An 18,926-nucleotide genomic window follows, 5' to 3' on the forward strand; every position below is an offset into this window, starting at 1 on the left:
GGGCCGTGTGGGACCGCTTGCGGACCGGGTGGTCCGGTGGTGGTCCGGTTCGCGGCGGGGGCCGCCGTCACACCACCGGACCTTGGCTTACCCCGCGATCGGCAGCTTCAGCACCAGCAGCAACGCGATCAGCTGCACCGACACCGCCCCGAACGCGCGCGGCCACGGCAGCTCGTGCACGCTCCGGGCCGTCGCGGCGAGCAGCCACGTGGTGAGCACGAACGACAGTAGCCCGACCCCGACCACCAGCGGGCTTCCGTCGCGCGCGAACAGCGCGACCACGAGCCGCGGCGCATCGGTCAGCCACGTCACGAGCATCGCCAGCGTGATGAACGGCCCGGCTTCCCCGTTCCCGCCGAACGTCTGCGCGAGCATGTTCGACACCCACCCGAGCACCGCGCAGAACGCGGGCACGAGCAGCGCCGTCATCAGCAGCGCGGGCACGCTGGTGCTGAGCGTCGACGTCAGGACCTGGTCGCGTGCCTTGTCGTTGGCGACCATGGCGAGCATTCCGCCGATGGCCGCGATCGCCAGCGCGGACCACCAGAACGCCTGGTCGCGCGCGGCGTCCAGCGTCGCCATCGGCCTGCTGATCAGCCCCTGCAGGACTTCCTGCCAGGTGAGCCGCCGCGCGGGCGGCGCGTACACCGGCGGCGCCGGCTGGTACGGCTGGCCGCCCCGGTACACCGTGCTGCTCTGTCCGCTGCCGGGCTGGCCGGCCTGCGGGGTCATCTGCGTGTACCCGTCCGGCACTTGGCCGTAGATGTACAGGCTGGTCTCGTCCGGCAGCGACAGCGGCCCGCCGGGGTAGGCGCCGTCGCCTTGCGACCCCTGCTGCCCGCCTTGCCCGCTCTGCCCGCCCTGGCCGCCTTGCCCGCCGGGATAACCCCCCTGCTGAGCCCCGTACCCCTGCTGCCCGCCGTGCGGCGGTCCGCCTTGCTGCGGTCCGCCGTGCTGGGGCCCGCCGTACTGCTGCCCCCCGTGCTGCGGCCCGCCGTAAGGCGCCCCGTCGCCCGGCTGCTGCCGGTACGGGTCCTGCCCCTGTTGCCCATACTGCTCACCCGGGTATCCGCCCGGGTACCCGCCGCCCCCGCCGGGGTAGCCGCCCCCGTCCGGGCGGCCGCCGTAGTAGTCGCCGCTCACACCCTTGACGGTACCGGGTCGCACGGCGGCCGGTGTCGCCGTAGGACTGGCGTATTGCCGCGAACGGATCGGCGGCAGCCCGGCGGACCCGCCACCGGCAGCCACCTCCCGACCACCCACCCGACGCCAAGCGGCGGTGGCCCGGATTTCCGGACCACCGCCGCCGACACATCCGTCAAGCAGGCAACCGCGGGTCTACTCCGCCGGCACCTCGGCCGCCTCCACCGCCGGGCCGCCGGCCATCTCCGGCACCTTCACCGACTGCAGCAGCAGCTGCGACACATCCACGACCTGCGTGGACTCCTTCGCCTGCCCGGTCTGCTTCTTGCCCGTCACCGAGTCCGACAGCATCACGAGACAGAACGGGCACGCCGTGGACACGATGTCCGGGTCGAGCGACAGCGCCTCGTCGACACGCTCGTTGTTGATGCGCTTCCCGATGCGCTCTTCCATCCACATGCGCGCACCGCCGGCGCCGCAGCAGAAGCCGCGCTCCTTGTGCCGGTGCATCTCCTCGTTCCGGAGCCCGGGCACCTTGGCGATGATCTCGCGCGGCGGCGAGTAGATCTTGTTGTGCCGACCGAGGTAGCACGGGTCGTGGTACGTGATGAGCCCCTCGACCGGGCCCACCGGCACGAGCTTCCCTTCGTCCACCAGGTGCTGCAGCAGCTGCGTGTGGTGGATGACCTCGAAGTGCCCGCCGAGCTGCGGGTACTCGTTGGCGATCGTGTTGAAGCAGTGCGGACAGGTCGTCACGATCCGCTTCTTCGACGCCGGAAGCTTCGTGGCCTCGTCCTCGTCGTCCTCGCCGAACGCCATGTTCAGCGTCGCGACGTTCTGCGCCCCGAGCATCTGGAACAGGAACTCGTTGCCCAGACGGCGCGCGGAGTCGCCGGTGCAGGACTCCTCCTTGCCGAGGATCGCGAACTTCACGTCCGCGATGTGCAGCAGCTCGGCGAAGGCCTTCGTCGTCTTCTTGGCCCGGTCTTCCAGGGCGCCCGCGCAGCCGACCCAGTACAGGTACTCGACCTCGGCCGGGTCGATGTCCTCGCCCATGATCGGGACCTGGATGCCGGTGGACTTCTTGAGTTCCTTGACCCAGTCGAGGCGCGCCTTGGGCGCGAGGCCCCACGGGTTGCCCTTGTTCTCCAGGCCCTTGAGCATCGTGGCGGCCTCGGACGGGAACGCCGACTCGATCAGCACCTGGTAGCGCCGCATGTCGACGATGTGGTCGACGTGCTCGATGTCGACCGGGCACTGCTCGACGCACGCACCGCACGTCGTGCACGACCACAGGACGTCCGGGTCGATGATGCCGCCGTCTTCGGCGCTGCCGATCAGCGGGCGCTCGGCCTCGGCGAGTGCCGCGGCCGGGACCTTCGCGAGCTGGTCGGCGCTGCCCTTCTCGTCGCCGCCGAGGTCCTTGCCGCCGCCGGCCAGGAGGTACGGCGCCTTCGCGAACGCGTGTTCGCGGAGCGACATGATGAGCAGCTTCGGGGACAGCGGCTTGCCGGTGTTCCAGGCGGGGCACTGCGACTGGCAGCGGCCGCACTCGGTGCAGGTGGCGAAGTCGAGGAGGCCCTTCCAGGAGAAGTGCTCGACCTGGCCGACGCCGAAGATGTCGTCGTCCTTGGGGTCCTCGAAGTCGATCGGCTGACCGCCGGAGGTCATCGGCTGCAGCGGGCCGAGAGCGACGGCGCCGCTCGCCTCGCGCTTGAAGTAGATGTTGAAGAACGCGGTGAACCGGTGCCACGCCACACCCATCGACGGGTTGACGCCGATGGTGGTGGCCCACGCCATCGAGATGACGATCTTGACCAGCGCGACCGTGTACACGAGCGTCTCGAGCGTGTCGACCGACAGCCCGTCGAACGCCTTGATCAGCGGGTACGAGACCAGGTAGTGCGCGTCCCACGAGTCGATGCCGCGCAGCGCGCCTTCGAGCCCGCGCAGCAGCATGATGCAGATGCCGACTCCGAGCACGACGCCTTCGACGAAGTACGCCTGCCAGAACGTGGAGCCCGCGAACCGCGACTTGCGGCCGGCCAGGCGCGGGTGGCTGGCCTGGCGGATGCCGATGAGGACGAGGATGGCCAGGACGGTCATGAAGCCGAGGACTTCCTCGACGACGTTCCAGACGACCCAGTGCCCGATGAAGGGGATGGCGAATTCGGCGTCGAAGAGCTGGCCGTACGCGGTGACGAGGGTGAGGACCAGGGCCCCGAACCCGACCATGACGAACCAGTGGGCCGCGCCGACGATGCCCCACTTGAGCATCCGGGTGTGGCCGAGGATCTCGGTCAGCATGTTGGCCAGGCGCTTGCCGGCGGGGCCGGTGCGGCCGGGAACCGGTTGCCCGAGTCTGGCGTACTGATAGATGTACACGGCGGCGCGCCCGAGCAGGGCGAAGCCGACCACGCTGATGACCAGCGCTATGACGATGGCGGCGAGCTGCATCGCGGTTCTGCTCCTCCGGTGGGACGTCCCTTCCGGGGCGTGTATCGGCCGTCAGCGTACGGCCGTGCAGGGATCTTACCGACAAGTAACTTATCCGCTGAACGGATGATCTCTGTCACGGCGCCCGGGTTGCGGTGCACCGCTGATGTGACGATCCGTCAGTTTTCCTGTCGACATGCTGCCAGGCCCGGTGCCCTTCTCTCGACGGACCCCCTCTATTGGGACTGCGTTCTCCCTCACTCTTACACCGCGCCGCGAGTTGCCTTCGCACCGCACCGCGCGCCACTCTCCCGGTTGTCCCTCCTGCGGCCGACCCGAGCAGTAAAGTTGAGTCGGGAATACTCAAGCGGTTTGACGCCGTTGAACCGGTCGTTCATCCTTGAGTGCGTATCGCTCAACCCTGCTAGTACCCGTGACTCGGAATACCCCCGGAGGACCCCAACATGGCACGTGCGGTCGGAATCGACCTCGGTACGACGAACTCTGTCGTCAGCGTTCTCGAAGGCGGCGAATCGACCGTCATCACCAACGCGGAGGGGTCCCGGACCACACCGTCCGTGGTGGCCTTCGCGAAGAACGGCGAGGTGCTCGTCGGCGAGGTCGCCAAGCGCCAGGCCGTCACCAACGTCGACCGGACGATCCGTTCGGTCAAGCGGCACATCGGTACGGACTGGACCGTCCAGATCGACGACAAGAAGTACACGCCGCAGGAGATCAGCGCCCGCATCCTGCAGAAGCTGAAGCGCGACGCCGAGGCGTACCTGGGCGAGAAGGTCACCGACGCGGTGATCACCGTCCCGGCGTACTTCAACGACGCCGAGCGCCAGGCGACCAAGGAAGCCGGCGAGATCGCGGGCCTCAACGTGCTCCGCATCGTCAACGAGCCGACCGCCGCCGCGCTGGCGTACGGCCTCGACAAGGGCGACGAGCAGACCATCCTCGTGTTCGACCTCGGCGGCGGCACCTTCGACGTGTCGCTCCTGGAGATCGGCGACGGCGTGGTCGAGGTGAAGGCCACCAACGGCGACAACCACCTCGGCGGCGACGACTGGGACCAGCGGATCGTCGACCACCTCGTCGCGCAGTTCAAGAACGCGCACGGCGTGGACCTGGCCAAGGACAAGATGGCGCTGCAGCGTCTGCGCGAGTCGGCGGAGAAGGCCAAGATCGAGCTGTCCAGCTCGAGCGAGACCAGCATCAACCTGCCGTACATCACCGCGTCGGCCGAGGGCCCGCTGCACCTGGACGAGAAGCTGACCCGCGCGCAGTTCCAGCAGCTGACGCAGGACCTGCTGGACCGGGTGAAGGTGCCGTTCCACAACGTCATCAAGGACGCCGGCATCCAGCTGTCGGAGATCCACCACGTCGTCCTCGTCGGCGGTTCGACCCGTATGCCGGCCGTCGCGGACATCGTGCGCGAGCTGACCGGCGGCAAGGACCCCAACAAGGGCGTGAACCCGGACGAGGTCGTCGCTATCGGCGCCGCGCTCCAGGCCGGTGTGCTCAAGGGCGAGGTCAAGGACGTCCTGCTGCTCGACGTCACCCCGCTGTCCCTCGGTATCGAGACCAAGGGCGGCATCATGACGAAGCTGATCGAGCGGAACACGACGATCCCGACGAAGCGCTCGGAGATCTTCACGACGGCCGACGACAACCAGCCGTCCGTGCAGATCCAGGTCTTCCAGGGCGAGCGCGAGATCGCGAACTACAACAAGAAGCTCGGCATGTTCGAGCTGACCGGTCTGCCGCCGGCGCCGCGCGGCGTCCCGCAGATCGAGGTCACGTTCGACATCGACGCGAACGGCATCGTCCACGTGTCCGCCAAGGACCTCGGGACGGGCAAGGAGCAGTCGATGACCATCACCGGCGGCTCGGGCCTGCCGAAGGACGATATCTCCCGCATGATGCGCGAGGCCGAGGAGCACGCCGAGGACGACAAGAAGCGCCGCGAGGACGCCGAGACCCGCAACCAGGCGGAGCAGCTCGTCTACACGACGGAGAAGTTCCTCAAGGACAGCGGCGACAAGGTGCCGGGCGACGTCAAGTCCGAGGTCGAGGCCACCCTGGTCGAGCTGAAGGACGCGCTCAAGGGCGAGGACATCGCGCAGATCCGCGACGCCGCGGAGAAGGTCGCCACGACGAGCCAGAAGCTGGGTTCCGCGATGTACGCGGGCGCGCAGCCGGGCGAGCCGGGTGCGCCGGGGGCTTCCGCGGGTAACACTGCGGGTGCCGCCGACGATGATGTCGTCGACGCCGAGATCGTTGACGAGGACAAGCGTGAGGGTGGTGCTGCGTGACGGAGGGGACGCACGGCTTCCCCGAGGAGCCGGTGATCCGCGACAAACGGCGCATCGATCCCGAGACCGGTGAGGTGCGCGGCGCTTCCGCGCAGGACGGGGCCGCCCGCGAGGGCGGTCCCGCCGCGGAGCAGGCCGGCGGCGGGTCGGCCGATCTGGCGGAGGCTCGTGCGCAGGTGGCCGAGCGGACGCTCGACCTGCAGCGCCTGCAGGCGGAGTACGCGAACTACCGCAAGCGGGTGGACCGCGACCGGCAGGCCGTGGGCGAGCAGGCCGTGGTCAAGGTGCTGACCGAGCTGCTGCCGGTGCTCGACGACATCGGCCGGGCGCGCGACCACGGCGAGCTGTCCGGCGGGTTCAAATCGGTGGCCGAGTCGCTCGAGTCGGTCGTCGCGAAGATGGGCCTGCAGAGCTTCGGCAAGAAGGGCGAGCCGTTCGACCCGGTGGTCCACGAGGCGCTGCTGCACAGCTACGCGCCGGACGTCACCGAGCCGACGTGCGTCGAGATCCTGCAGCCCGGCTACCAGTTCCGCGAGCGGGTCATCCGGCCCGCGCGCGTGGCGGTGGCCGAGCCGGCGGACCCGGCGGACGCGCCGGCGGGCGAAGCGGACAACGGCTGAGCACGGGGCTGGACATCACGAAGGGAGGCGGGGCGCCGTGAGTACGAAGGACTACCTGGAGAAGGACTTCTACAAGGTTCTCGGCGTCCCCAAGGACGCCGGCGCCGCGGAGATCAAGAAGGCGTACCGCAAGCTCGCCCGCGAGTACCACCCCGACGCGAACAAGGGGGACGTCAAGGCGGAGGAGCGGTTCAAGGAGATCTCCGAGGCCTACGACGTGCTCGCCGACGAGAAGCGGCGCAAGGAGTACGACGAGGCCCGCGCCTTGTTCGGCAACGGAGGGTTCCGTCCGCCGGGCGGGGCCGGGGCCGGCAACTTCCCGTTCGACCTGGGCGACCTGTTCGGCGGCGGTGCCGCCGGGCAGGGCGCCGGGGGCGCGGGGGCGGGCGGTATCGGCGACTTGTTCGGCGGTCTGTTCGGCGGCGGCCGGACGGGTGCGCGGCAGCAGCCGCCGCGGCGCGGCCAGGACGTCGAGTCCGAGGTCACGCTGAATTTCTCGGATGCGGTGGACGGCGCGACGGTGCCGATCCGGCTGACGAGTTCGGAGGCGTGCCGGCACTGCAACGGGACCGGCGCGGCGGCCGGGACGATGCCGCGGACGTGTCCGACGTGCAGCGGCACCGGGCAGACCAGCCGCAACCAGGGCGGGTTCGCGTTCTCCGAGCCGTGCCGGGACTGCAAGGGCCGCGGCCTGATCGTCGACGACCCGTGCATCGTGTGCCACGGCAGTGGGCGGGCCAAGAGCGCGCGCACCATGCAGGTGCGGGTGCCGGCCGGCGTGCAGGACGGGCAGCGGATCCGGCTCAAGGGAAAGGGTGCGCCGGGTGAACGAGGCGGGCCCGCGGGCGACTTGTACGTGGTCGTGCATGTGCGTCCGCATCCGGTGTTCGGCCGGAAGGGCGACAACCTGACGGTGACGGCTCCGGTTTCGTTCCCCGAGGCGGTGCTGGGTGCCGAGGTGACGGTGCCGACGCTCGGCGGCGCGCCGGTGACGCTCAAGCTGCCGGCGGGTACCAAGAACGGAGCGACGCTGCGGGTCCGGGGCCGCGGTGCGGCCCGCAAGGACGGCACCCGGGGCGACCTGCTGGTCACGGTCGAGGTGCTGGTTCCGCAGGACCTCGACGCGAAGGCGCTGGAGGCGTTGGAGGCCTACCGGGTCGCCACGTCGACGGAGGACCCGCGCGCGAAGTTGATGGAAGCCGCGAAGGGAGCGTGACATGAGAGCGGACGGAGGGGGGCCGCGGGGCGGAGTTCCGGGCGGCCGCGGCGGGCTCGGGCCCGGCGGGCCGTACGAGCTGAACGATGTCACGCCGGTCTACGTGATCTCGGTCGCCGCCCAGCTGTCCGGTCTGCACCCGCAGACGCTTCGCCAATACGACCGGCTCGGCTTGGTCTCGCCGGACCGGGCGGCCGGTCGCGGGCGGCGTTACTCCGCCCGCGACATCGTGCAGTTGCGCGAGGTGCAGCGGCTCTCCCAGGAGGAGGGCATCAACCTCGCGGGTATCAAGCGCATCCTCGAACTGGAGAACCACGTCGAGGCGTTGCGCATGCGTGTCGTCGAGCTGGAGGCGCAGGTCGCCGAGGCGGGCACGGTGCAGGCGCAGCGGGAGGCCGCGGTGCACGCGTCCTACCGGCGCGACCTGGTGCGGGTGCAGCCGCAGGGCACCGCGCTGGTGGTGTGGCGCCCGAAGCGGGGCCGCGGGGACTGAACCGGTGGCGCGCGTCGCTGCGGGGGCGGCGTGCGGGGCTGCCGGGGAACTCCGGGTCTCAGCGGGTGTCGAGCCGGTCGGCGGCGTCCGCGAACCAGGTGTCGACTTGGGTGCGGTCGTAGCCGCGTCGCACGATGGCGAGGCCGTTGGCCGCGCCGTCGGCCCGCAGTTGCGCGGTGTCGACGGTGAACCGGCCTCCGGCCAGGGCGCGTCGGACCTCGGCGATGCGGGCGTCGACTTGGTCGCGGTCGTAGCCGCGGCGGACGAGGTCGAACCCGGGGGTTTCCGGGGGTTCCGGGGATTCGGGGGACGAGGCCGCGGGTTCCGCGGAGGCCCGCCTGGCGGGGACCGCCGTCGGGTCGGTGTCCGTGCCGCGTTTCCACCACGCCATTGCCGGTCTCCCGTCCGAGTGTGCCGCCGTGCGCCGGACCGGAGCGACTGTACGCCGCGGGGGCGGTTGCCGGGAGGCCCGGTGCCGCCCGGCGGCGGGTGCTCAGCCGCGGCCGAGCGTGCGCGTCACCCGGATCTCGATGACCACCCGGTCGGGGTTGGCGCGCGGCGTGCGGTAGCGCTCGGTGTAGCGGCGTTCGGCGTCGGCGACCGCGGCCGGGTCGTCGACGACCACGGCGATGCCCTCGAGGGTCGCCCAGCGGGCGCGGTCGACCTGGCAGACGGCGACCCGGGCGCCGGCCGGGCTGGCGGCGGCGACGTTGCGGGCTTTGCGGCTGGTGCGGCTGGTGATGACCCGGGCGATGCCGGTCTCCGCGTCGTAGGTCGCGCCGACCGGGACGACGTGCGGGGTGCCGTCCGGGCGGAGTGTGGTCAGCGTGCACAGGTGGTACTCGCGCCAGAAGGCCGCGTAGGCCTCGGAGACGTCGGGCGCCTCGGAAGCCTGGTCGATTCCGGCGGGGGCGGTCGCGGCGGTGGTCATGCGGCGACGGTAACCGGGGCGTGCCGGGCGGCCGCCGCGGGGGTCGTCGGCGCCGGAAAATCGGGCCGTGATTCTCTCCCTCCAGAAAGTTGAGCGGAATACACTCAACTTTGGCCGGCGTTGTTCCAGGCAGCAACGCAAACCCGTCGTCGTCAGCAAAGGAGTCGCGTCGCGCACATGGATGCCAACAAGCTCACCACGAAGGCCGCGGAAAGCCTGTCCACGGCGGTCCGCAAGGCGGCGGTGTCCGGGCACCCCCAGGTGGAGCCCGCGCATCTGCTCGCGGCCCTGCTCGAACAACCCGAAGGCACCGCGGTGCCGCTGCTCGCCGCGCTCGGCGTCGACGCGGCCCGGGTGAAGGCCGAGGCCGACCGGGCGCTCGACCGGCTGCCGCGCGCCCAGGGCTCGACCGTGTCCGCGCCCCAGCTCGCCCGCGAGACGCTGGCCGCGCTGGAGGACGCCGGGAGCCGCGCCGACGCGCTCGGCGACGCGTACGTCTCCACCGAGCACCTGCTCGTCGGGGTCGCCGAGTCCGGCGGCGCGATGGCCGACCTGCTCAAGGCGCACGGCGCCGGGCCGCAGGCGCTCCTCGACGCGTTCACCAAGGTCCGCGGCAGCGCCCGGGTGACCTCGCAGGACCCGGAGAGCACCTACCAGGCGCTGGAGAAGTACGGCCGCGACCTGACCCAGGAGGCCCGCGACGGCAAGCTCGATCCGGTGATCGGCCGTGACGCCGAGATCCGCCGCGTCGTCCAGGTGCTGTCCCGGCGCACCAAGAACAACCCCGTGCTGATCGGCGAACCCGGCGTCGGCAAGACCGCCGTCGTGGAAGGCCTCGCGCGGCGCATCGTGGCCGGCGACGTGCCCGAGTCGCTGCGCGGCAAGCGGCTGATCGCCCTCGACCTGGGCGCGATGGTCGCCGGCGCGAAGTACCGCGGCGAGTTCGAAGAGCGGCTCAAGGCCGTGCTGACCGAGATCAAGGACAGCGACGGCGAAGTCGTCACCTTCATCGACGAGCTGCACACCGTCGTCGGCGCGGGCGCGACCGGCGATTCGGCGATGGACGCGGGCAACATGCTCAAGCCCATGCTGGCCCGCGGCGAGCTGCGCCTGGTCGGCGCGACCACACTCGACGAGTACCGCAAGCACATCGAGAAGGACCCCGCGCTGGAGCGCCGGTTCCAGCAGGTGCTGGTCGGCGAGCCGAGCGTCGAGGACACCATCGCGATCCTCCGCGGCCTCAAGAGCCGTTACGAAGCCCACCACCAAGTCCAGATCGCCGACGCGGCCCTCGTCGCGGCGGCCACCCTGTCGGACCGGTACATCACCGCGCGGTTCCTCCCCGACAAGGCGATCGACCTGGTCGACGAGGCCGCGTCCCGGCTGCGCATGGAGATCGACTCGTCCCCGGTCGAGATCGACGAGCTCCAGCGCTCCGTCGACCGCCTGCACATGGAAGAGCTGGCGCTCGCCAAGGAGTCCGACCCGGCGAGCAAGGAGCGGCTGCAGAAGATCCGCCGCGACCTCGCCGACCGGCAGGAGCAGCTCAGCGGCCTGACCGCGCGCTGGCAGCAGGAGAAGGCCGGGCTCAACAAGGTCGGCGAGCTGAAGAAGCAGCTCGACGACCTGCGGGGCGAAGCCGAACGCGCCCAGCGCGACGGCGATTTCGAGTCCGCGTCGAAGCTGATGTACGGGCGGATCCCGGAGCTGGAGCGCGAACTCGCCGACGCGTCGCACACCGCGGAGTCCGCGGCGTCCGCGTCGATGGTCAAGGAGGAAGTCGGCTCGGACGACGTCGCGGACGTGGTGTCGTCGTGGACGGGCATCCCCGCCGGGCGGCTCCTGGAAGGCGAACGCGGCAAGCTGCTGCGCATGGAGGACGAGATCGGCAAGCGCCTGATCGGCCAGAAGTCGGCCGTGGCGGCGGTGTCCGACGCGGTGCGCCGGGCCCGGTCCGGCATCGCCGACCCGGACCGGCCGACCGGTTCGTTCCTGTTCCTCGGGCCGACCGGCGTCGGCAAGACCGAACTCGCCAAGTCCCTCGCCGACTTCCTGTTCGACGACGAACGCGCGATGGTCCGCGTCGACATGAGCGAGTACGCCGAGAAGCACTCGGTCGCCCGCCTCGTCGGCGCGCCTCCCGGCTACGTCGGCTACGAGGAAGGCGGCCAGCTCACCGAGGCCGTGCGCCGCCGCCCCTACACGATCGTCCTGCTGGACGAGGTGGAGAAGGCGCACCCGGAGGTCTTCGACATCCTGCTCCAGGTGCTCGACGACGGCCGCCTCACCGACGGCCAAGGCCGCACCGTCGACTTCCGCAACACGGTGCTGATCCTCACCTCCAACCTCGGCTCGCAGTTCCTCGTCGACCAGACGCTGGAACCCGCCGACCAGAAGGCGCGCGTCATGGACGTCGTGCGGATGGCGTTCAAGCCGGAGTTCCTCAACCGGCTCGACGACATCGTGGTGTTCGACGCGCTCGGCACCGGCGAACTCGCGCACATCGTCGACCTGTCCGTCGCCCGGCTCGGCGCCCGCCTGGCCGACCGCCGGATCAGCCTCACGGTGACCGACGCCGCCCGCGAGTGGCTCGCCCTGACCGGCTACGACCCGGCCTACGGCGCCCGCCCGCTGCGCCGCCTCGTGCAGACGTCCATCGGCGACCGCCTCGCCCGCGAACTCCTCTCCGGCGAGGTGTCCGACGGCGACACGGTAGTCGTGGACCTGGACGAGTCGAGCGACCGGCTGACGGTCACGCCGCAGCGGGAGAAGACCGCGAAGACGCTGTAGCCCCAAGAACCGGTCGGGGCCGTGAGGCAAACGCCTCAGGCCCGACCGCTTCTCTGTGCACTCGCTGTGAGAAAGGTTCAGAAGTGTACAGTTGATGCATGACCGAGATACTGACGATTACCGAAGCCCGCGCCCAGTTCGGCACGTTGGTCCGACGTGCGGCGCACGGCCACGAAGAGACCGTGATCACCGACCACGGCCACGTTGCGGCGGTGATCGTCAATGCCGCCGACTTGGCCGAGCTGCGGTACCAGCTCGAAGAGGCACGCGCCGTCGCGGACCACGACAAGAGTCGTGCCGAGGGAACAACATCCTTCCTGCCGCACGACGAAGTGCGAAGGCGGCTGGGGTTGTGACCTACGCCCTCGAATGGGACGAGCAGGCGTTGGCTGCGGCGTCCAGGTTCCTTGACGACGCCGGTGGCCTGCGATCGGTGCTGGACACGCTCGACCTCTTCGCGGACGACCCGTGGTCGGCGGACGCCACACGTGTCGGATCGGACTCACGGCTGCGGATCCGCATCGGGCGGTACCGCGTGATGGTCGAGATCGACGACGCGGCGAAAGCAGTGCGGGTCCTGCACGTCGGGCGGTTGGGCTGACGTAGGCCACTCACGCCGGGCGCCGTCCCACATACGTGCCGCGTGGGCGGAAGCGGTGCGGCGGGGCTTCGTACTCTTCGAGCGCGTGCGCGATCCAGCCCGCGGTGCGGCCGACGGCGAAGACGGCTTCGCCCGCGTCGGCGGGCATGCCGCAGGACAGGGCCAGGGCGGCCAGCGCGAGATCGACGTTGGGACGCAGGGCCGGTCGGCGGGACACGGCGCGGGTGAGCCCGTCGACGGTGTCCAGGACGTCCCGGGCCTCGGGGATCTCCCGCAGCAGCAGGAGAAGTTCGCGGGCTCGCACGTCGCCGTGCGGATACACGCCGGCTTCGTGCCCGAAGCCCGGCACGGGGATCCTCGCCCGCAGCCGCTCGGCCACCGCCGCGACCGGGTCGCCGGACGCGTGCGCCTCGGCGAGCACGCGGAACGCCAGCGCGCTGGCCAGCCCGTGGTGCGGCCCGTCGACGGCACCGAGCCCGGCCTGCACCACGGCATACGGGTCGGCCCGCACCGACGCCGCGATGCGGGCGGCGGTGGTGGAGGCCGCGAGCCCGTGGTCCGCGGTGAGGATCAGCGCGGCGTCCAGCGCGGCGAGCGCCGGGGCGGTGGCCGGCCGCGCGGTCAGCCGCGGCCACAACCGGGCGGCGAGCGAAGGCGGTTCCCCGGCGGACTCCGCCGCGGGGGCGTCGGCCGCCGGCAGCGCCTCGACCATCACCGCCAGAATCCCCGCGCCCGTCGCCGTCACGGCCTCGAGGTCCGTCCCGTACCGCAGCGGGTCCGCGGCGGCGGCCGACGCGACCGCGACACGCAGCCGGTCGATCACCCGGGCGCGGGCCGGGAGTGCGGACACCGCCGCGCGGGCGACCGCCGCCGCGACCGGGTCGGTCTCGAACCGGGCGTCGGCATCCAGGGACTCCGTCCACAGGAAGACCGCCACCGCCTCGAAGCGGTGCTCGCGGATCAGCCGCGACACCGGCAGCCCGCGGTAGTAGAGCTCGTCGTCGTCGATCAGCGTGAGCGCGGTCGCGACGTCGCCGAACGTCCGGGCGGACGCGTCGCGGCGCCGGCCGCGGGCCGCGCGGCGGGCGAGCGCGTCGACATCGTCCGGGGCGAACAGGCTCGTCCGGCCGTCCGCCGCGCGGACGCTCCCCAGCAGGCCGCGGCTGACGTAGGCGTAGACCGTCTCGACCTTCACACCCAGCCGCCGCGCGGTCTCCTCGGCGGTCAGCCGGTGGCGGGGCGGTGCGGCGTCCGGCACGGAATCCTCCCGAACCTCGATCTCACATTGATTTGATCAATATTGACGTCATCCATCCCATCGGACAAGAGTCGGAGGACCGACGCACAACCCGTGGCGTCGCAACGAACCAGGGGGTCGCCATGTCCGCCACCGCAGGATCGGCCCAGGGCGCACCGCACTCCGGCCCGCGCCGCGACACCGCGGTCGCCGTGCCGCGCGGACTCGCCGGCGTGATCGTCACCGACACCGCGATCGGCGACGTCCGCGGCCGCGAAGGCTTCTACCACTACCGCCAGTACTCCGCCGTCGACCTCGCCGAGCAGTGCGGCTTCGAGGACGTCTGGCACCTGATGCTGCACGGGGAACTGCCGGACGCGGCGGCCCGCGACCGGTTCGTCCGCGAAGCCGCGCCGCTGCGCCGGATCCCGGGCGCCGTCCGCCCGCTGCTCGCGCCGGTCGCCGAGGCGACCCGCGCGGACGGCCCGCTGGCCGGGGTCAAGGCGCTGCTGCCGCTGATTGGCAGCGCGTACGGGATGCGGCCGCTCTACGACACCGCGCCGGAGCGGCGCACCCGCGACGCGCTCGCGCTGGCCGCCGTCGTCCCCACGCTGATCGCCGCGCTGCACCGGCTCCAGCAGGGCGAGGAACCGGTCGAGCCGAGCGACGCGCTCGGCTACGCGGCCAACTACCTGCGCATGGTGACCGGTGCCGAGCCGGATGCAAAGCGGGCGCGGGCGGTCGAGGCGTACCTGGTGTCGACGATCGACCACGGCTTCAACGCGTCGACGTTCACCGGCCGGGTCATCGCCTCCACCGGCGCCGACCTGGCGTCCTGCGCGGCCGGTGCGCTGGGCGCGCTGACCGGGCCGCTGCACGGCGGGGCACCCAGCCGGGCGTTGGACACCCTGGACGCGATCGGCGGCCCGGAGCGGGCCCGCGCCTGGTTGACCGAACGGGTGCAAGCAGGCGACCGGATCATGGGCTTCGGGCACCCGGTGTACCGCACGGAGGATCCGCGGGCGCGTATGTTGCGCGGCATCGCGTACGGGTTCGGCGGTGAACTGGTGGAGTTCGCGGCGCAGGTCGAGCGCGAGGTCGTGGACGTGCTCGCGGAACTCAAGCCGGGCCGGGAGCTGCACACCAACGTGGAGTTCTGGGCGGGGGTGGTGATGGAGCTGTGCGGGCTGCCGCGGACGATGTTCACGCCGACGTTCGCGGCGAGCCGGGTCGTGGGGTGGACCGCACACGCGCTCGAGCAGGCCGCGGACAGCAAGATCATCCGGCCGTCCGCGCGGTACGTCGGCCCGGCGGCGCCGCAGCCCGTCCCGGCCGTGCGCCGACCGGGAACCGCCGGAAAACCGGGCCGGAAAAACCGGGCCGGGGGTGTAACGCGGAGGGGCGAACGCCGCATCTCCGATATGTGACCACAGCGGGGGAGGCCCATGGCGGACGAGCCGCAATACCCCACGCCGTCCCGGCAGGAGCGGCGTGCCGCCGCGGACGCGGACTACCTGGAGTTCGCGGCCGCGCGCGGCCCGTCGATGATGCGGATGGCCTGCCTGCTGACCGGCGACTGGCATCTCGCGGAAGACCTCGTGCAGGAGACCCTCGGCAAGGTCTACGTCTCGTGGCGCCGGGTCAGCACGGCGGACTCGCCGAACGCCTACGCCGACGCGATCCTCATGCGGACGTTCCTGTCCTACCGCCGCAAACGCAGCTCCGGCGAGCTGCCGACCGGGGACATGCCGGAAGGCGGCTACGAAGCCGACGACCCCGGCCTGCGCATGGCGCTGCTCGACGGCCTCGCGCGGCTCTCCGCCCGTGACCGCGCGGTGCTCGTGCTGCGGTACTGGGAGGACCGCTCCGTCGAGGAGGCGGCCCGGGCGCTGGACATGACCGCGCCCGCGGTACGCGTGCAGTCGCTGCGCGCGCTGCGGCGGCTCCGGGCCCTGCTGGGCGACCAGCTGCCGGAGCTTGCCCGGCGGTGAACGGCCGCACGACCCGCCCTGCCCTGATCCGCCTGGATCCGCTGTGATCTGCCCGGATCTGCCCAGATCTGCCTCGCCTTGTACCCGCGCTGGGCAGACGACCCGAACCACCCGACCTTCGGACCGGAAGACGGTGACTGTGCATGTCCGATCCCCGCACGCGAGGCGAACCGGTGCCCGGTGACCCCGCCGACCCGGTGGAGAGTGCCGAGGACCGGGAGTTCGCGGCCCTGCTGCCGGGCGCGCTGCGCGGCGCGGCCGAGGCGTTTCCGCCGGTCGGGGTCGACCTGGCGGGGCGCGGCTGGACCCGCGGACGGCGCCTGCGGCGGAACCGGAACCTGCGGGCCGGCGCGGCCGCCGCGGCGGTGGTGGCGCTGATCGGCGGCGGTGCGTACGCGCTGGGCGGGGTCGGCGGCTTGGGCGACGACCCGCCGGTTTCGGTGGCGTCCCAGGGGTCGGCCGCGCCCCCGTCGACGGCTGCCGGGCCCGGTCCGATGACCGCGGACCAGTTGGTCGCGACGCTGAAGAGCGTGCTGCCTTCCGACGGCACGGCGACCGCGGGCATCGGCCGCGGGACACAGCAGGACCCCACCTCGTACTACGCCGGAGGCTGGGCGGAACTGCTCTACGGCAACGCCGACGGCGCGAGCCTGGTGCGGGTGTCCCTCGCCAGGGCCGCCGGGACCCGGATGTGTGCGCCGGAACGGGCCGAGCCGGGCATGGCGTGCGAGGCCACCGCGCTGCCCGGCGGGACGCTGATCGTCCGGCGCAGTGCCGTGACCGCCGGGCCCGCCGCGAAGAACGGCCGCCACGTCAGCGCCGAGTTCGTCCGGGAGGACGGCTCGTCGGTCGTGGTCGCCGCGGTCGCCGCCGGACAGAGCCCGGACGGAAAGTCCGCGCCGAAACTCGTCGTGTCCGCGGAGCAGGTCGCCGCCATGGCGCAGGACCCGGTGTGGCAGTCCGCCGCCGCGTACGTGGCGCAGTCGACGTCCGCCGACGCGCGTACCGTGAACCTGGACGCCGACGCCGGCGCGATGCTGAAGCTGCTGCGGTCCCGGCTCCCGCAGACGCTCGCCACGACGGACGAGTACCGGCAGCCGGGCTACGTCGCGCTCCAGGTCGACGACGGCAAGGGCTGGTCGTTCCTGGGGGTCAATGTGCGGGAGGGGCAATTCGGGGGCCCCGCCCTCACATGCGCTTCCCACGCGATTTCGTGCACGACGTCGATGCGTCCGGACGGGACGCGGGTGAACGTCATGGAGGTGCCCAACGACAAGGCGGGCACCTGCCGCGTCTGGCTGACCGAGGCACAGCGCGCGGACGGCATGGTCGTCAGTGTGCGGCTGGTCGGCTCGTCGGCGGAGGCGCTCGCCCCGACCCGGCTGTCCCCGATCCTGACGCCGGAGCAGCTCCGCGACCTGGCCGCCGATCCGGCCTGGGCGACGCTGCCGCAGGTGACCACCCCCGGCCGGTGACGGGGGTGGAGACCTGAGGCGCCCGTACCTCCGCGGCCCTCAGTCCCCGTCCCGGTGCACCGTCTCCGGGGCGAAGCCCGGCAGGCACACCGCGATGTAGTCGGCGCCGTCCTCGCCCCGCGTGCTGTAGCGGACCCATTCGCCCGCTTTGGTGTGGATCCCCTGCCCGGCGGCGACCTCCTGGACGCCGCCCGCGTACTCGACGGTCAGCACGCCGCGCAGCACCACCGTGTACTCGTCGAACTCGGGCGTCTGCCCCGGTTCTTCCCAGCCGCCCGGCGAGGACATGTGGGCGATGCTCACGCCCCCCTCGCCGGTGTTGACCCGGCCGACGTACTCGCGGATGACCTTCGGAATGTTGCCCGCGGCCTCGACGACCGTCGGCTTCTCGATGAATTTCGGCATGCCGCCATCTTCACCCGAAGCCGGGGAAAACCGTTGGCTGGGTGCTCTGTCCGGGTGTCACCCTGCGGGCATGTCCACACTGAAGGTCACCGCGGAGCGGCTGACCGTGCACACCCATCCGAACGCCGACGCGCTGGAGCTCGCGCAGGTCGGCCTCTACCGGGCTGTCGTGGCCAAGGGGCAGTACCGGGACGGCGATTGGGCCGTCTACATACCCGAGCAGTCCGTGCTCCCGGACCCGCTCGTCGACGAACTCGGCCTCACCGGCAAGCTCGCCGGGTCGGCGCACAACCGGGTCAAGGCGATCCGGCTGCGCGGCGAACTCTCCCAGGGCATCGTCTGCCGGCCGCGTGCCCTCGACGGTGTGGACCTGGCCGCCGCGCACGCCGAAGGGCGCGACTTCGCCGCCGAACTCGGCATCGTCAAGTGGGCGCCGCCAATCCCCGTGCACATGAGCGGCGACGTCGAGTCCGCCGCCGACCTGCTGCCGTGGATCGACATCGAGAACATCAAGCGCTACCCCGGCATCTTCGCCGCGGGCGAGCCGGTGGTCGCCACCGAGAAGATCCACGGCACGGCCTGCCTGTACACGCGCACCGCGGACGGCGAGTTCGTCTCGTCCAAGGGCTTCGGTGCGAAGAACCTCGCGCTCAAACGCGACGAGAAGAACCTGTACTGGCGGGCGGTCCTCGGCCACCGGGTTCCGGAGGCCGCGGCCAAGCTCGCGGCGATCTTCGGCGCGGAGCGCGTCGGGATCTTCGGCGAGGTCTACGGGCAGGGCGTCCAAGACCTCGCCTACGGTGCCAAGGCCACCGCGGAGCTGCCCGGCTACGCCGTGTTCGACGTGTCGTTCTCCGACGCGACCGGCGCGGTGCGCTGGGTCGACGCCGAGGACCTCGCGGGCGTCCTGGCCGGCCTGTCGGTCCGCCTGCCGACCGTGCCGCGGCTGTATGCCGGGCCGTACGACGAGGCGGCCCTGGTCGCGCTCGCGGACGGCCGCGAGACGGTGTCCGGGACCGCCGCGCACCTGCGCGAAGGCGTCGTGGTGCGGCCCGCCCGCGAGCGGCGCAGCGACGTCACCGGCTCGCGGGCGATCGGCAAGCTGGTGTCCGACGCCTACCTCACCCGCAAGGGCGGCACCGAGTACGAGTGAGCCGCGCCCGGCTGGGGCGGCCCGTGCACGTCCGGGCAACGCCCGGTGACGGCGTGTGAGCGGACTCACGGTGCGTCCCGACATGGGGGAGGATGGCCGTGAGACGTCAGCAGAGGA

General features: G+C 71.8%; 17 protein-coding genes. 11 read left to right on the forward strand and 6 right to left on the reverse strand.

The genetic code is table 11. The features are described 5' to 3' along the window. Window positions 1–87 precede the first annotated feature (87 nt). Window positions 88–1,143 carry a Yip1 family protein gene (locus tag ABEA93_RS05515; RefSeq protein WP_345674133.1) on the reverse strand — a complete coding sequence of 352 codons (1,056 nt, stop codon included), beginning with the start codon at window positions 1,141–1,143 and terminating at the stop codon, window positions 88–90. A 195-nt stretch (window positions 1,144–1,338) separates the two neighbouring features. Next, on the reverse strand, window positions 1,339–3,600 hold the full coding sequence (locus ABEA93_RS05520; protein ID WP_345674134.1) for a (Fe-S)-binding protein: 2,262 nt from the start codon (window positions 3,598–3,600) through the stop codon (window positions 1,339–1,341). A 443-nt stretch (window positions 3,601–4,043) separates the two neighbouring features. Here ABEA93_RS05520 and dnaK point away from each other — a divergent pair, with 443 nt between their 5' ends. The 4 genes from dnaK to ABEA93_RS05540 are packed head-to-tail and all read left to right on the forward strand — an operon-like array spanning window position 4,044 to window position 8,226. Next, on the forward strand, window positions 4,044–5,897 hold the full coding sequence (gene dnaK / locus ABEA93_RS05525; RefSeq protein ID WP_345674135.1) for a molecular chaperone DnaK: 1,854 nt from the start codon (window positions 4,044–4,046) through the stop codon (window positions 5,895–5,897). Next, window positions 5,894–6,517 carry a nucleotide exchange factor GrpE gene (gene grpE / locus ABEA93_RS05530; RefSeq protein WP_345674136.1) on the forward strand — a complete coding sequence of 208 codons (624 nt, stop codon included), beginning with the start codon at window positions 5,894–5,896 and terminating at the stop codon, window positions 6,515–6,517. Before dnaK ends, grpE begins: the two co-directional genes overlap by 4 nt. Window positions 6,518–6,554: 37 nt before the next feature. Further along, window positions 6,555–7,733 carry a molecular chaperone DnaJ gene (dnaJ, locus tag ABEA93_RS05535; RefSeq protein WP_345674137.1) on the forward strand — a complete coding sequence of 393 codons (1,179 nt, stop codon included), beginning with the start codon at window positions 6,555–6,557 and terminating at the stop codon, window positions 7,731–7,733. A 1-nt stretch (window position 7,734) separates the two neighbouring features. After that, complete coding sequence (locus ABEA93_RS05540; RefSeq protein WP_345674138.1) at window positions 7,735–8,226, forward strand: heat shock protein transcriptional repressor HspR; 492 nt, start codon at window positions 7,735–7,737, stop codon at window positions 8,224–8,226. A gap of 58 nt (window positions 8,227–8,284) precedes the next feature. Here the strand turns inward: ABEA93_RS05540 and ABEA93_RS05545 are convergent, their stop codons facing one another. Further along, window positions 8,285–8,617, reverse strand: a complete 333-nt coding sequence (locus ABEA93_RS05545; protein ID WP_345674139.1) for a hypothetical protein — start codon at window positions 8,615–8,617, stop codon at window positions 8,285–8,287. A 102-nt stretch (window positions 8,618–8,719) separates the two neighbouring features. Further along, window positions 8,720–9,157: a pyridoxamine 5'-phosphate oxidase family protein gene (locus ABEA93_RS05550; protein WP_345674140.1), complete on the reverse strand. Its 438-nt coding sequence runs from the start codon at window positions 9,155–9,157 to the stop codon at window positions 8,720–8,722. Window positions 9,158–9,334: 177 nt separating this feature from the next. Here ABEA93_RS05550 and clpB point away from each other — a divergent pair, with 177 nt between their 5' ends. The 3 genes from clpB to ABEA93_RS05565 all read left to right on the forward strand — a co-directional run bounded on the left by clpB (window position 9,335) and on the right by ABEA93_RS05565 (window position 12,548). After that, window positions 9,335–11,947: an ATP-dependent chaperone ClpB gene (gene clpB / locus ABEA93_RS05555; protein WP_345674141.1), complete on the forward strand. Its 2,613-nt coding sequence runs from the start codon at window positions 9,335–9,337 to the stop codon at window positions 11,945–11,947. Between the two features lie 98 nt (window positions 11,948–12,045). Next, window positions 12,046–12,303 carry a type II toxin-antitoxin system Phd/YefM family antitoxin gene (locus ABEA93_RS05560; RefSeq protein WP_345674142.1) on the forward strand — a complete coding sequence of 86 codons (258 nt, stop codon included), beginning with the start codon at window positions 12,046–12,048 and terminating at the stop codon, window positions 12,301–12,303. Continuing rightward, window positions 12,300–12,548, forward strand: coding sequence for a type II toxin-antitoxin system RelE family toxin (locus ABEA93_RS05565; protein WP_345674143.1), 249 nt, complete (start codon window positions 12,300–12,302; stop codon window positions 12,546–12,548). Before ABEA93_RS05560 ends, ABEA93_RS05565 begins: the two co-directional genes overlap by 4 nt. A 10-nt stretch (window positions 12,549–12,558) precedes the next feature. Here the strand turns inward: ABEA93_RS05565 and ABEA93_RS05570 are convergent, their stop codons facing one another. After that, window positions 12,559–13,806, reverse strand: coding sequence for a citrate synthase (locus tag ABEA93_RS05570; protein ID WP_345674144.1), 1,248 nt, complete (start codon window positions 13,804–13,806; stop codon window positions 12,559–12,561). Between the two features lie 122 nt (window positions 13,807–13,928). On the opposite strand from ABEA93_RS05570, the gene ABEA93_RS05575 reads away from it, so the two are divergent. From ABEA93_RS05575 to ABEA93_RS05585, 3 genes are all read left to right on the forward strand, one after another. Continuing rightward, complete coding sequence (locus ABEA93_RS05575; protein ID WP_345674145.1) at window positions 13,929–15,212, forward strand: citrate synthase; 1,284 nt, start codon at window positions 13,929–13,931, stop codon at window positions 15,210–15,212. 18 nt (window positions 15,213–15,230) lie between these two features. Further along, on the forward strand, window positions 15,231–15,776 hold the full coding sequence (locus ABEA93_RS05580; RefSeq protein ID WP_345674146.1) for a SigE family RNA polymerase sigma factor: 546 nt from the start codon (window positions 15,231–15,233) through the stop codon (window positions 15,774–15,776). A 143-nt stretch (window positions 15,777–15,919) separates the two neighbouring features. Beyond that, window positions 15,920–17,251 (forward strand): hypothetical protein, encoded by a 1,332-nt coding sequence (locus tag ABEA93_RS05585; RefSeq protein ID WP_345674147.1) that lies wholly within the window; start codon window positions 15,920–15,922, stop codon window positions 17,249–17,251. Window positions 17,252–17,290: 39 nt separating this feature from the next. Here ABEA93_RS05585 and ABEA93_RS05590 read toward each other — a convergent pair whose 3' ends face one another. Then, on the reverse strand, window positions 17,291–17,656 hold the full coding sequence (locus ABEA93_RS05590; RefSeq protein ID WP_345674148.1) for a cupin domain-containing protein: 366 nt from the start codon (window positions 17,654–17,656) through the stop codon (window positions 17,291–17,293). Window positions 17,657–17,726: 70 nt separating this feature from the next. Between ABEA93_RS05590 and ABEA93_RS05595 the strand changes: the two genes are divergently transcribed. After that, window positions 17,727–18,809: an RNA ligase (ATP) gene (locus ABEA93_RS05595; RefSeq protein WP_345674149.1), complete on the forward strand. Its 1,083-nt coding sequence runs from the start codon at window positions 17,727–17,729 to the stop codon at window positions 18,807–18,809. Window positions 18,810–18,926: the final 117 nt, after the last annotated feature.

This window comes from Yinghuangia aomiensis, from assembly GCF_039542225.1.
GTDB lineage: Bacteria > Actinomycetota > Actinomycetes > Streptomycetales > Streptomycetaceae > Yinghuangia > Yinghuangia aomiensis.

What these genes read in the sequence shown, in the direction of transcription:
- ABEA93_RS05595 (WP_345674149.1), top strand. Translation starts at nt 17,727, where the DNA reads ATGTCCACACTGAAGGTCACCGCGGAGCGGCTGACCGTGCACACCCAT.
- ABEA93_RS05545 (WP_345674139.1), bottom strand. Translation starts at nt 8,617, where the DNA reads ATGGCGTGGTGGAAACGCGGCACGGACACCGACCCGACGGCGGTCCCC.
- clpB (WP_345674141.1), top strand. Translation starts at nt 9,335, where the DNA reads ATGGATGCCAACAAGCTCACCACGAAGGCCGCGGAAAGCCTGTCCACG.
- ABEA93_RS05575 (WP_345674145.1), top strand. Translation starts at nt 13,929, where the DNA reads ATGTCCGCCACCGCAGGATCGGCCCAGGGCGCACCGCACTCCGGCCCG.
- ABEA93_RS05580 (WP_345674146.1), top strand. Translation starts at nt 15,231, where the DNA reads ATGGCGGACGAGCCGCAATACCCCACGCCGTCCCGGCAGGAGCGGCGT.
- ABEA93_RS05585 (WP_345674147.1), top strand. Translation starts at nt 15,920, where the DNA reads ATGTCCGATCCCCGCACGCGAGGCGAACCGGTGCCCGGTGACCCCGCC.
- ABEA93_RS05560 (WP_345674142.1), top strand. Translation starts at nt 12,046, where the DNA reads ATGACCGAGATACTGACGATTACCGAAGCCCGCGCCCAGTTCGGCACG.
- dnaK (WP_345674135.1), top strand. Translation starts at nt 4,044, where the DNA reads ATGGCACGTGCGGTCGGAATCGACCTCGGTACGACGAACTCTGTCGTC.
- ABEA93_RS05550 (WP_345674140.1), bottom strand. Translation starts at nt 9,157, where the DNA reads ATGACCACCGCCGCGACCGCCCCCGCCGGAATCGACCAGGCTTCCGAG.
- ABEA93_RS05520 (WP_345674134.1), bottom strand. Translation starts at nt 3,600, where the DNA reads ATGCAGCTCGCCGCCATCGTCATAGCGCTGGTCATCAGCGTGGTCGGC.
- ABEA93_RS05590 (WP_345674148.1), bottom strand. Translation starts at nt 17,656, where the DNA reads ATGCCGAAATTCATCGAGAAGCCGACGGTCGTCGAGGCCGCGGGCAAC.
- ABEA93_RS05540 (WP_345674138.1), top strand. Translation starts at nt 7,735, where the DNA reads ATGAGAGCGGACGGAGGGGGGCCGCGGGGCGGAGTTCCGGGCGGCCGC.